The following is a 12,008-nucleotide window of genomic DNA, read 5'->3' as shown; positions in this document are numbered from 1 at the left end:
AACACAGTAAGAATACATAGTCACTGTAATTATCAAAGTCCAAATTAATATGAAAAAAGTTATGTAAAGAGTAATTGAATTAGTAAAGAAATTTCAGTTTGACTGGTACTTTTTCTTGACGTAGTACCAAAAGAATATATAGAAAGAGAGGAACGATAATATGGGAGCAGGAACCAGTGCAGAGGAGTTTTTTTTAAAGAGCATCAATGTTGAAAGTATATTTGAATTTGTTGAAAGAACAGATTATTTGTTTCTTTATAGTATAAAGGAATGTGTTGAAAAATCAGACTGTCATGAAGGAGTATATCTTTCAGAAGTGGCAGAATACATGAAATTATTGATTCCAGAAACATCTAAGATGGTAAAAAGTCTTGAAAATAAAGGATATATTATCTGGAAATTAGATGAAAAAAAAGAAAGAACATACCTTGTTTTGACGAACAAGGCAATTGAATTAAGTAATTGTCAGAAAGAAAAAATGATAGAAGCTTATGAAAAAATCATATCGAATATACAAGAAGATGACCTGGCAGTTACACGGTGTACATTGAGAAAAATCCGACAGCTTATGGAAGAAATAAAATAGTGATTAATACAACGGAGTAAGAAAAGCTCCTTCATATATTAGAATAAAAATATGACTGTTTCATTAAAAAGAAGTCGGTCATATTTTTTATGAAAAATAAATTTTGTTGAGGTTAAATTGAGATTGACTTTGTATTGTATAAGTATGAAATAAAAAGGAATCAGGTGATGTACAATGAAAAAGCATAAAATATGTAAAATCCTTCTTGTTATACTGGCAATTTTTTTATGTGTGGCTTTTTATGAATTGCTCGGAATCTGCGTTGCATATAAAAAGCAGCCGGAAGTGTCCAATACAACCAAAAAAGAAACAAAAAATGGGTCATGGAACGAATGCAGTGAAAATACAGAACGGGCAGTAATCATAGAAAAGAATCCAGAAGCGCTTTTACAAAGAGTGCGTTTGATCAAGAATGCAAAAAAGGAAATTATTCTTTCTACTTTTGCATTTCAATCCGATGAAAGTGGAAAATTGATTTTAGGAGCACTGCATGATGCGGCAGACAGAGGTGTACATATTCGTCTGTTAGTAGATGGAATGGAGAGCTGGATTGATATGGAAGGAAATCCGTATTTCTATGGATTATCTTCCCATAAGAATGTTGAAATTAAACTGTATAATAAGGCCAATCCGTTGAAACCGTGGAAAATGATGGGTAGAATGCATGATAAATATTTGATTGCAGATGGAAAGAGATATATTCTAGGGGGAAGAAATACATACAATTATTTCCTGGGTGATTTTCCGGGACATAAGAACTATGACAGAGACGTGTTGGTTGTTTGCAATGAACCTGAGAAAGAAAATTCAGTTAACCAGTTGTTAGATTATTTTGAAACTATATGGGATCAGGAAGACAGTGGTTATTTTCATAACAATAAAAAACTGGCAAATAGAAAATCTGTAAAGAACGCAGTTTTAGAGCTGCAGAACGGCTATCAGAAATATTTTGAAGAGAATAAGGAAAGAATCTGCGATACCGATTATACGGACGAAACTTTTGAGACAGAAAAGATTGCATTAGTGTCAAATCCTATTCACACAGGTTCCAAAGAACCGGTAGTGTGGTATCAGTTGGGAAAATTGATGAAAAATGCAAAAGATCGTGTGAAGATCCACACGCCATATATTATCTGCAATGATATGATGTATAATACATGGAAAGAGATTGCAGAGAATGTTTCAGATTTTTCAATCATGACAAATTCAGTTGCGAATAATGGGAATCCATTTGGGTCAGCCGATTATGCGAAAAACAGAAACAGAATCTTAAGTACAGGAATTGATATCTGGGAATATGAAGGCGGTTATTCATACCACGGAAAAAGTATTCTAATTGATGATGATCTGTCTGTAATCGGTTCCTTTAATATGGACATGAGAAGTGCTTATCTGGATACGGAACTGATGCTTGTAATACGCAGTAAAGATATTAATAAACAGTTGGAAGAGGGCATGATGGAATATGAAAAAGTGTCCCGCCAGGTATTAGAAGACGGAACTTATAATGATCCATATCATGTAGAGCCAATCGAATTAACAAAGAAACGTCAGAGAAAAATATTTTTGGTACAGCATCTGCTTGGATGGGCAAGGTATCTGTTTTAATAAGGAGGAAGGAAAACGTGTTTCAAATATTGATTGTAGAAGATGATAAAGAATTAAGCCAGCTATTCCAAAAAGTGCTTGAGAAGAATGGATATCAAGTCAAAAGTGCATCGGATGGAGCACAGGCATTAGAAGTATTGGATAAGGAATATATTGATCTGATCATTTCTGATATTATGATGCCGGTTATGGATGGCTATGAACTGGTGTCAGAACTTCGTTCAGCAGGATATCAGATACCAGTGCTTATGATCACTGCGAAAGGTTCCTTTGATGATATGCGCCAGGGATTTCTTTCGGGAAGTGACGATTATATGGTAAAACCGGTAAATGTGAATGAAATGGTTTTAAGAGTCGGAGCACTGCTTCGCCGTGCACAGATACTGAATGAACACAAAATTGTGATCGGTTCAACAGAGTTTGATTATGATGCAATGACGGTTACAACTGATAAGGAAAGTCTTGTTTTGCCTAAAAAAGAATTCCTGCTTTTATATAAGCTTGCAGCTTCGCCAGGCAGAACATTTACAAAACAACAGTTGATGGATGAAGTATGGGGATACGAGACGGAGGCAGACCCACATACGATAGAGGTACATATAGGAAGAATCAGAGAGCGTTTTAAAGATAACCCTGATTTTGAAATCGTAACAATGCGTGGAATTGGATACAAGGTGGTGAAAAAATAATGGAACAAAAGAAAGAAAAAGGATTGCGGATCCGATCCTGTCTGACTGGTGCAATCTGGCTGGCACTTGTATTTTCAACAGTCATATCTGCTTTATTATTTGCTTTTTTGAATCATTTTTTTAATCTGCCGGGCAGCATACCTGTGATTGGCTGGCTTTTGATTTTCAATACATTGATTGCAGGGCTGATCACTTCCTTTATCAATGCAAAATTACTGGAACCAATTACCAGACTTGGTAAAGCAATGAAGGAAGTTTTTCAGGGAGATTTTGAACAGCATTTGGAAACGAACAGCCGTATAGCAGAAATTGGAGAATCTTATCAAAGTTTTAACGTTATGACAAAAGAACTTCGTGCAACAGAGGTGCTGCAGATGGATTTTGTATCTAATGTTTCTCATGAGTTTAAGACCCCGATTAATGCCATTGAAGGATATACAATGCTGCTTCAGGGAGAAGAACTGTCTCCGGATCAAGAGGAATATGTAGAAAAAATCTTATTTAACACCCAAAGACTTTCCGGATTGGTTGGTAATATTTTGCTGTTATCCAAGTTAGAGAATCAGAATATACCAATGAAAAAAACAGAATATCGTCTGGATGAACAGATCCGCCAGGCAGTTCTTTCATTGGAAACAAAATGGACAGGAAAAGAAATTGGTTTTCAGGTAGAATTGGAGGAAGTTAAATATACTGGGAATGAAGGACTTTTTATGCATATCTGGATAAATCTTTTGGATAATGCGATTAAGTTCAGCCCTTCAAAGGGGACAATTACGATGTTTCTGAAACAAGAACAGGATTCTGTTAAGTTCATTCTGGAAGATGAAGGACCAGGAATAGAGGATGATGTAAAATCCAGAATATTTGACAAGTTCTATCAGGTAGATGGATCTCATAAAGCAGAAGGAAATGGCCTAGGTCTTGCACTTGTAAAACGGATTGTAGATAGTGCCGGAGGAATAATCAAAGCAGAAAACCGTGAATATGGTGGATGCAGATTTGTTGTAGAGCTTCCAATACAGAAAGATGAGGCCATATAAGTTTAAGAAAAACAGATAGAGGAGGAATTACATGACATTTTATCAGGAATTGCAGTTAAATCAGGCAGGTTCTAAAAATCTGTTGAAAAAGAGTGAAACAGTGAAAGAAAAAACATATCATATACTGGTATATTTGGTAAAGATAGCTGTTACAATGGCATTTTGTTTTTTATTTGTTACTATTTTCAGTATCTTATTTGGAAATGAGAACAGCATTGTAGGTGTAGTGGTCTTATTATGTCTCATGGTGTTTAGAAATGCGGATCTGGGGATCCACACTGGACAATCTACGATGCTTTTGGCTTTGTTCTTTGTAATTATGACTGTATGTCCGCATTTAGCAAATCAGTTTTCACCGGTATTGGGAATGCTGTTAAATATTGCGGCACTGGCTGTGTTGATTCTGTTCGGATGCCATAATCCATTCATGTTTAATCAATCTACATTGGTTCTTGGGTATCTGCTGCTATATGGTTATGATGTTACGGGAAAAAGCTATCAGATGCGATTAGTCGGAATGGCTTTAGGTGCAGCACTTACCTGCTTCGTATTTTATCGAAATCATAAAAACAGAACTTATAAAAGAAATCTGAAAGATCTGATACAAGAATTTGATATCACTTCTTCCAGAACAAAATGGCAGATATGTCAGATTTTATGCGTACCGATTGTCCTTTGCATTGCAGAACTTTGTAATATGCCACGTGCAATGTGGGCTGGTATTGCGGCCATGTCCGCGATTTTGCCGTTTATGGAAGATATGCACTACAGAGTCCGTAAAAGGATTGTCGGAAATATTGCAGGTGTTATATGTTTTACAGTATTATATTTTCTGCTTCCTTCGTCAATCTATGCATATATAGGAATTCTTGGTGGAATCGGTGTAGGATTTTCAGCACAATATGGCTGGCAGGCAGTATTTAACACATTTGGTGCTTTAGCCATTGCTGCAGAGACTTATGGACTACAAGGAGCGGTTAGTCTTAGAGTGATTCAAAATGTTTTTGGTGTTGTGTTTGCTTTAGCATTTTGTGTTATATTTTATTGGTTTATGTCTAAAAAAAAGGAAAGTGATGTGACCGTACATGCAGAGTGAAGTGAATCAGGAAGAAAATTTGAATAGAATTATTACGGTTCCTAATCTTCTTTCTTTTTTTCGGCTTTGTCTGATTCCGGTAATTATATGGAGTTATTGTGTAAAGAAAAATCCTCTGTTAGCTGGTGAAATCTTATTGATGTCTGGTCTTACGGATCTTGCTGATGGATATATCGCAAGAAGATTCCATAGGATTAGTAATTTAGGAAAAATACTTGATCCGGTGGCTGATAAGCTGACACAGGCAGCGATGTTAATCTGTCTGTTTACTCGTTTTCCGCATGTGCTTCTTTTAATCGTAATAATGGCAGGTAAGGAGCTGTATATGGTAGTCAGTGGATGTCTTGTGATACGAAAGACAGGAAAAGTACATGGTGCAGACTGGCATGGAAAGATAGTAACCTTTTTATTATATGGAACTGCAGCGGTGCATATTATATGGTTCCACATTACACCTATGGTATCAGATCTGTTGATTGGTTTGTGCGCTATAATGATGGTCATATCGGTCGCTCTGTATATTATCCAGAATACCAGGACTCTTAAGGGAGAGACTGTATAAGCAATTTTATATTGCAATGACTAGAAAAATATTTAGGAGAACGAGGAGGCGGAAGTGATGAAGGAAATTTATCAGCAGACGGTAGAAGAGGTTCTTGAAAGGGTGAATGGCAAGAAATCTGGGCTTACGAGTGAACAGGTGAAAAGATCCAGAGAAAGAAAAAGAGGGGAAAGATAGTGGACTTAAGTAGATGTTCTATGAAAAAAATTCGAGAACTGATTGTGTTTACGGCATTTCTTGTAGTTGCTTTGTGGAAATTCGATGTGGTGATTGAAGTGCTGAAGTCAATATGGAAAATTGTGTTTCCTTTTGCGCTTGGTGGTGTAATTGCCTTTGTGATTAATGAACCAATGAGTTTCCTGGAAAAGAAAATGCTCGGAAAGATAAAAGAAAACAATAAAATAGGAAAAAAGGCTGCGAGACCGATAAGCCTGCTTCTTACAATTATATTGGCAGCAGGTGTAATGGTATTGGTAATGTTTGGTGTGATTCCACAGCTTACGCAGACTATGGGAAATCTGATGACGAGTATTTCAGATTTTATTCCACAGATGCAAAACTGGATTCGAGAATTTTCACATGATAATCAGGATATTATGAAATTGGTAGATCAGCTGCAGTTTCAGCCTGATCAGGCAATTAAATGGGGAATAAGTCTTCTTGGAAACGGAGTCGGAAATATGATGAATACGACGATGTCAGCAGTAGGTTCCATTGCCAGTGGATTAGCGACCTTTTTTATTTCGTTTTCCTTTGCATGCTATATTCTTTTTCAGAAGGAAAAATTACATTTACAGGTAAGAAAAGTGATTTTCGCTTTTATTCCAAAACAAAAAGCAGATGCAATTCTTAACATATGTTCGCTGACATATCGGACATTTGCAAATTTTCTTGCAGGGCAGTGTCTGGAAGCAGTAATTCTCGGAATGATGTTTGTTATCACGCTAAGTATTTTAAAAATGCCATATGCACTTTTAATTGGAATTTTGATCGCGTTTACCGCATTGGTTCCTATCTTTGGAGCCTTTATTGGCTGTGCCGTGGGAAGTTTTCTGATCTTTATGGTAAATCCAAAACAGGCAGTTTTATTTATTGTAGTTTTTCTGCTTTTGCAGCAGATAGAAGGTAATCTGATCTATCCTCATGTGGTTGGCGGATCAGTAGGACTTCCATCAATTTGGGTACTGGCGGCAGTTACAATCGGCGGAAATCTTATGGGAATTATAGGTATGCTGATTTTCATTCCACTTGTATCGGTATTTTATACTATATTCCGGGAGTTCGTATATCTGCGCCTAAAAAAACAACATATAAAACGAGTAACGAGAACGGATGTGGAAGAGTATGCAGAGGAGGAAATTGCGTCATCCTTTATTGTGCCGAATGAAAAATAATGATTTGATACAAATATAAATGAAGTGTAATGCCGATTATTAAGACGTTATAAAAATAGATTACAAAGGAAGAAGATATTATGAAGAAAATAGGAATCATGACAGACAGCCACAGTGGGATTTTGAGCGAAGAAGCGCAGAGACTCGGAATTAAGGTACTACCGATGCCCTTTTATATCGGAGAGAAAGTGTATCGTGAAGGAGTAGATCTTTCCAGAGATGAATTTTATGATATGCTTCGAAAGGGCGTAGATGTATCTACATCTCAGCCGTCACCAACAGAAGTTATGGATATGTGGAAAGAGATGCTGAAAGAATATGAGGAGATTGTTTATATTCCTCTTAGTAGTGCTTTAAGTGGGTCCTGTATGACAGCAGAAGCCATGGCAAATGAAGATGAATTTGCCGGTAAGGTGTTTGTCGTAGATAACGGTCGTGTGGCAACCCCGATGCATCGTTCTGTTCTTGATGCAGTAGAAATGGCAGAAGAAGGATACAGTGTAGTCGAAATCAAGAAAATTCTTGAAGAAACCAGAGAAAAAATGACAATTTATATCGGGCTCAGCACACTGAAATATCTCAAAAAAGGAGGAAGAGTCAGCTCTGTGACAGCTTTGGCAGCAGATGTCCTGAATATCAAACCTGTTATGCATTTCAGCACAGGAAAGCTTGATCTCTACCAGAAATGCCGTGGTATGAAGAAATCACGTAAAGTTATGATCGATGCAATGAAGCATGAGCTGGAAACGAATTTCCGAGAAGAATATGCTGCGGGTAAAGTGTACCTGATGGCGGCGTCCAGCAGTACCGATGAAGTGACAGAAGAATGGGTAAACCAGATTAAAGAAAGTTTCCCGGGAATGGAAGTCATGTGTGATAAACTTTCCTTCGGTTTGTCCTGTCATATCGGTCCGGATGGACTGGGAATCGGATGCACCTGTAAGCCAGTGTAAAAAACTGCTCCGGAGAAGATAAAATAAAAGATTAGGGTGTCAAAAGGTTTATAGCCTTTGATATAAATTTGTACCTTGAAAACCTAACACGATATGTAAAAACATTGGATTCTTTGGTAAAATGTAGGTAGCATTTTATGAGGTGATCTATATGTCTTTTGTTAAAAATGATAATCAGCAGCTTACTGTTTTAGACAGTACTTTTAATCTTACAGAACGCGAAAAACGAATGTTAGAAAAATCATGGGCAAATACTTTTGCAGACAAAGTTTTTCCTGCTATTGATGAAAATATTTTTTCTGTTCTTTACAGTAAAAAAGCATCCAGACCTAATACTCCGGTCAATGTGATTGTTGGGGCACTGATTCTTAAAGAAGCTCTTAATGTTACTGACGATGAGATTGTTGAAGCTATGGCATTTGATATCCGCTATCAGTATGCACTGCACACAACCAGTTTTGAAGAGCAGCCAATTAGTGACAGAACCCTCAGCAGGTTTAGAGCAAGAGGAAACAGAGCATGATGTTGATCTTATTCATGAATGTGTTGTAAAAATGGCAAAAGAAATATCTGATTTTATGGATATCACTCCGGATAAACAACGTATGGACAGTTTAATGGTTGCTGCAAATATCAGAAACCTCTCATTGCTTGAATTGTTTTATACTTGTGTTGCTAATCTTTGCAAAATAATGGATGAGCGTGGAACAAAAATTCCGGATGAACAATATCATTATATTAAAAAAGATGATTATAATAAATGCCTTTATCACAAGCGGGATATGGATGCAACTGAGAGAAACGTTGTTGTGATGAAAGATGCAGATATCTTGATAAAGATTTGTGATTCAACCGGTGATTTTGATGATACAAGTGAATATCAGCTTCTTATTCGCCTATTAAAGGAACGCACAATCATTGATGATGGTGGCTCAAGGCGGCTTCGACAAAAAAGAGGAAGTTGAAAACCCTTCAGAAGTATTGCTTAATCCTTCTGATCCAGAAGCCACTTTCCGCTATAAAGCAGGTGGCAGACATCTTGGATACGTTGGAAACGTAGTTGAAGCTGTCGGAGAAAAAAGCAGTCTGGTCATTGTCTACGATTACCAGCAAAATACCTACGCAGATAATCAGTTTATGAAAGATTATCTTAATGAGAAAAAAGATTTTTCTGATGGTTCTTTTATTGTTGCCGATGGGGCATACAGCGGAGAAGAGAACTCACGTTTAGCATCTGAACATAATCTAAAACTTGTTACAACCAATTTCACAGGACGCAAACCAGATGAAATATATGCTGATTTTGTTTTTACTGATGATGGAAAATATCTCATCAAATGTAAGAATAATCGTGTACCTGAAGACTGTATCTATGATCCAGGCAATGAGCGTTCCGTTGCGTATTTTCGGATAAGTGACTGCGAAGGATGTCCTTACAAAGAACGGTGTCAGTCGCGTTTTCTAAAAACACGAGTCCGAAAGGAAGTATCTTGGAAATCCGTTGGTCGTGCAAAACAATTACAGTACATGCAGACGGAAGAATTTTCTGAATATGCAAAATTTAGAAATGGAGTAGAAGCAATTCCCTCTCTTCTTCGTCGAAGATATCATGTGGACAAGATACCTGTGCATGGCAAAAAACGTACCCGGTTATTCTTCGGATTTAAAATAGCAGCATTAGATTTTCAAAAGCTATTAGATTATAAAAAAGCATTATATTTTCCAAAAAGCTGGTCGATAGAATCCAGGAGGCCTGCAAGATTTCCAATTAGTTTCGTGGCTGAAAGAAACAGATTGTGAGATGGCTGCCATGGAAAATACGGGCTCTTATTGGAAACCTGTATATAATATATTTGAAGAAGAACAGATACCAATCATGGTTGTGAATGCGCAGCATATCAAAGTAGTTCCCGGACGTAAGACGGATGTAAAAGATGCAGAGTGGATTGCCGATCTGGTACGCCATGGATTAGTAAAAGCAAGTTACATACCAAATTGGGATATTATATGGTTCCAAATTACACCGATGGTATCAGATCTGTTGATTGGTTTGTGCGCTATAATGATGGTCATATCGGTCGCTCTGTATATTATCCAGAATACCAGGACGCTTAAGGGAGAGACTGTATAAGCAATTTTATATTGCAATGACTAGAAAAATATTTAGGAGAAAATAGATATAAACAGTAAGTCAAACACACAAACTATGGAGTCTTTAGTCGCTTTAATAAAATTTTAGATAGAAAATAAATCATTCAATGTCATTTAGATAAGGTTTTTTAGATTAAAAAGACAGATTGCTTATCTGCCTTATAATGCAGTATAATGGTAACGAGATTTATGCAACCCGATACATGAAATCCCTATTTCTCTTTGGACGGAGGTGGATAGGATATTTTCGATTGTACTTGACAGGTGTCAGATACTTTTGTATGAGAAGCATGGACTCTGTTTCGTTACCATCGTGTTTGAGATATGCCCTGCATATGTTTACTGCATTTGAAACGGATTTACTCTGCATCTGGAGCATAAACTGAATATACTCGCGGAAAGAAAGTTTGCGGTTCCTGGTAAAATCACTTTCCGGATTACGGCAGAACATGGAGTGAATTTCATCGAGTTCTGTGATGCAGTTGTCGAGTGTGGATTTTAAATTAGATAAGAAAAAATCAGCCATAATGAGCCTCCTTGAAATATGTTTATAATCAAGGCTTACGCAACATATATTGGCTTACTTGTCAACTGTTTTTTGTAATATTTTTAAAGTTTTTAGGGATGCCAGATATGGCTATAAAAAAGGAAAAGATGGAAGGCTGGAAGTAGATCCAGAGGCTGCAAAAGTCGTGAAAATGATTTTTCGGATGGCAGCGGAAGGAACAAGTTTTGCGGATATTACAAGGGAATTGAACGGACAGGCGATTGCCACTTGTGATGAGCAGAAATTATCAAGAGGGGATCAGGTGCAGTTCCAGAGGTTTGACACGATCAAAAAGAAACACTGGAGCCCTACGACAGTAGCGGCAATTGTCCGGGATGAGATTTATATTGGAACCAGAATCTGGGGAAAAACACGTTGCAGTATGCATACCGGTTATAAAGCAGTTCTGAATGATGAAACAGAATGGGTTCGCCTGGAAAATCATCATACGGCAATTATAGACAGGGCATTGTTTGAAAAAGCAAATGAAATGCATCCGAAAAAGAAGAGAAGTGTTGCGGAATCACGTACCAATTTTACTCTGGAAAGACGTAAAAAACAGCCGGCATTGTTGCTATGTGCTAACTGCGGGCATTCTCTGCTAAAAGAAACAGAGCATTTGCTGAAATGTTCAGATGCCCGAACCAATGGAGATCCTGTGTGTCGAAGTCTGGTGATCTGGCGGGAACCGTTGGAGGAGAATATCCTTGGGCTTGTTCATCAGTATGCAGCGTCAATGTTGGAAAAAGAAAAGAAAGTATCTTCCAACAGGCAATGCGACGACAAAGAGATCAATACCGCAGAATTGCAAAAACAGAGCCGACAGTTGACCTCGGAAAAGATGAAACTCTATGATGATTACAAAGATGGTCGTATAGATCGTGATTCGTATAAGCAGAGAGCAGGAAAGATAAGTGTACAGCTGGAGGAAATAAAACGAAAGATAGAAGATGCGGAGAATAGTAAAAAGCTTCTTGAACAAAATGAACTTTCTGATAAAATAAAACTAAAAGATTTCTTGGGAATTCAGAAGTTCGATACAGAGAAGCTGCGTGAGATTATCAAGGTGATCCGTGTTCATAGTCAGGATGAAATCGAAATCGAATGGAATTTTGACGATATTTTTTCAGAATAGAGGTAACTTGAGCAGGACAAGAATGACTTACCAGAAGATAATAAAGGTGCTGGGACTACCTGATGGAAGCGTCAGATAGTCTTCGGCAGAAAAAAATAAAAATTTTTTTGTCCTATACTTGACACATCCACACATTATGCGACATACGGCTTGTACCAGAATGGCAGATGCAAAAGTCAATATAAAAATGTAGGTTTAGGACAATATAAGAATGTAGGTTTTCCTACATTCTTATATTGTCTTT

General features: G+C 37.2%; 14 protein-coding genes. 13 read left to right on the top strand and 1 reads right to left on the bottom strand.

The window, feature by feature from the left end; genetic code table 11:
• The first annotated feature begins 160 nt into the window (after positions 1-160).
• The 12 genes from ABUA27_RS09960 (at position 161) to ABUA27_RS12705 (ending at position 10,062) form a co-directional block, all read left to right on the top strand.
• Positions 161-586 (top strand): winged helix DNA-binding protein, encoded by a 426-nt coding sequence (locus ABUA27_RS09960; RefSeq protein ID WP_129982266.1) that lies wholly within the window; start codon positions 161-163, stop codon positions 584-586.
• A gap of 174 nt (positions 587-760) precedes the next feature.
• On the top strand, positions 761-2,194 hold the full coding sequence (locus tag ABUA27_RS09955; RefSeq protein WP_129982107.1) for a phospholipase D family protein: 1,434 nt from the start codon (positions 761-763) through the stop codon (positions 2,192-2,194).
• Between the two features lie 17 nt (positions 2,195-2,211).
• Entirely contained in the window at positions 2,212-2,883 is a 672-nt protein-coding gene (locus tag ABUA27_RS09950; protein WP_003698938.1) for a response regulator transcription factor, read from the top strand.
• The gene (locus tag ABUA27_RS09945) at positions 2,883-3,926 is read left to right on the top strand and encodes a HAMP domain-containing sensor histidine kinase (RefSeq protein ID WP_349820644.1); all 1,044 of its coding nucleotides are present in this window, start codon (positions 2,883-2,885) and stop codon (positions 3,924-3,926) included. The genes ABUA27_RS09950 and ABUA27_RS09945 overlap by 1 nt, the downstream gene beginning before the upstream one ends.
• Positions 3,927-3,957: 31 nt before the next feature.
• On the top strand, positions 3,958-5,022 hold the full coding sequence (locus tag ABUA27_RS09940; protein ID WP_129982109.1) for an FUSC family protein: 1,065 nt from the start codon (positions 3,958-3,960) through the stop codon (positions 5,020-5,022).
• Positions 5,012-5,584: a CDP-alcohol phosphatidyltransferase family protein gene (locus ABUA27_RS09935; RefSeq protein WP_227617582.1), complete on the top strand. Its 573-nt coding sequence runs from the start codon at positions 5,012-5,014 to the stop codon at positions 5,582-5,584. Before ABUA27_RS09940 ends, ABUA27_RS09935 begins: the two co-directional genes overlap by 11 nt.
• Positions 5,585-5,781: 197 nt before the next feature.
• Positions 5,782-6,978 carry an AI-2E family transporter gene (locus tag ABUA27_RS09930; protein WP_129982111.1) on the top strand — a complete coding sequence of 399 codons (1,197 nt, stop codon included), beginning with the start codon at positions 5,782-5,784 and terminating at the stop codon, positions 6,976-6,978.
• A gap of 80 nt (positions 6,979-7,058) precedes the next feature.
• Entirely contained in the window at positions 7,059-7,931 is an 873-nt protein-coding gene (locus ABUA27_RS09925) for a DegV family protein (protein ID WP_349820643.1), read from the top strand.
• Between the two features lie 151 nt (positions 7,932-8,082).
• A complete protein-coding gene (locus ABUA27_RS09920; protein ID WP_005360252.1) occupies positions 8,083-8,454 on the top strand; it encodes a transposase in 372 nt (123 codons plus the stop codon).
• On the top strand, positions 8,408-8,896 hold the full coding sequence (locus ABUA27_RS09915; RefSeq protein ID WP_349820642.1) for a hypothetical protein: 489 nt from the start codon (positions 8,408-8,410) through the stop codon (positions 8,894-8,896). Before ABUA27_RS09920 ends, ABUA27_RS09915 begins: the two co-directional genes overlap by 47 nt.
• Positions 8,853-9,731 (top strand): transposase, encoded by an 879-nt coding sequence (locus ABUA27_RS09910; protein ID WP_349820641.1) that lies wholly within the window; start codon positions 8,853-8,855, stop codon positions 9,729-9,731. Before ABUA27_RS09915 ends, ABUA27_RS09910 begins: the two co-directional genes overlap by 44 nt.
• A 1-nt stretch (position 9,732) precedes the next feature.
• Positions 9,733-10,062 (top strand): IS110 family transposase, encoded by a 330-nt coding sequence (locus ABUA27_RS12705; protein ID WP_502879954.1) that lies wholly within the window; start codon positions 9,733-9,735, stop codon positions 10,060-10,062.
• 207 nt (positions 10,063-10,269) lie between these two features.
• Here ABUA27_RS12705 and ABUA27_RS09895 read toward each other — a convergent pair whose 3' ends face one another.
• Positions 10,270-10,608 (bottom strand): hypothetical protein, encoded by a 339-nt coding sequence (locus tag ABUA27_RS09895; protein WP_007887600.1) that lies wholly within the window; start codon positions 10,606-10,608, stop codon positions 10,270-10,272.
• A gap of 49 nt (positions 10,609-10,657) precedes the next feature.
• Here ABUA27_RS09895 and ABUA27_RS09890 point away from each other — a divergent pair, with 49 nt between their 5' ends.
• Positions 10,658-11,764, top strand: coding sequence for a recombinase family protein (locus tag ABUA27_RS09890; protein ID WP_349820640.1), 1,107 nt, complete (start codon positions 10,658-10,660; stop codon positions 11,762-11,764).
• Positions 11,765-12,008: the final 244 nt, after the last annotated feature.

It is taken from the genome of Catenibacterium sp. RTP21428st1_D7_RTP21428_210409 (assembly GCF_040227455.1).
GTDB classification, from domain to species: Bacteria; Bacillota_I; Bacilli_A; order Erysipelotrichales; family Coprobacillaceae; genus Catenibacterium; species Catenibacterium mitsuoka_A.
This window is presented reverse-complemented; position numbering and strand designations above follow the sequence as displayed.

Excerpts from the sequence above, each read along its gene's own strand:
- ABUA27_RS09925 (WP_349820643.1), top strand. The coding sequence starts at position 7,059 with ATGAAGAAAATAGGAATCATGACAGACAGCCACAGTGGGATTTTGAGC.
- ABUA27_RS09960 (WP_129982266.1), top strand. The coding sequence starts at position 161 with ATGGGAGCAGGAACCAGTGCAGAGGAGTTTTTTTTAAAGAGCATCAAT.
- ABUA27_RS09955 (WP_129982107.1), top strand. The coding sequence starts at position 761 with ATGAAAAAGCATAAAATATGTAAAATCCTTCTTGTTATACTGGCAATT.
- ABUA27_RS09930 (WP_129982111.1), top strand. The coding sequence starts at position 5,782 with ATGAAAAAAATTCGAGAACTGATTGTGTTTACGGCATTTCTTGTAGTT.
- ABUA27_RS09945 (WP_349820644.1), top strand. The coding sequence starts at position 2,883 with ATGGAACAAAAGAAAGAAAAAGGATTGCGGATCCGATCCTGTCTGACT.
- ABUA27_RS09895 (WP_007887600.1), bottom strand. The coding sequence starts at position 10,608 with ATGGCTGATTTTTTCTTATCTAATTTAAAATCCACACTCGACAACTGC.
- ABUA27_RS09920 (WP_005360252.1), top strand. The coding sequence starts at position 8,083 with ATGTCTTTTGTTAAAAATGATAATCAGCAGCTTACTGTTTTAGACAGT.
- ABUA27_RS09940 (WP_129982109.1), top strand. The coding sequence starts at position 3,958 with ATGACATTTTATCAGGAATTGCAGTTAAATCAGGCAGGTTCTAAAAAT.
- ABUA27_RS12705 (WP_502879954.1), top strand. The coding sequence starts at position 9,733 with ATGGCTGCCATGGAAAATACGGGCTCTTATTGGAAACCTGTATATAAT.
- ABUA27_RS09935 (WP_227617582.1), top strand. The coding sequence starts at position 5,012 with ATGCAGAGTGAAGTGAATCAGGAAGAAAATTTGAATAGAATTATTACG.
- ABUA27_RS09910 (WP_349820641.1), top strand. The coding sequence starts at position 8,853 with ATGATGGTGGCTCAAGGCGGCTTCGACAAAAAAGAGGAAGTTGAAAAC.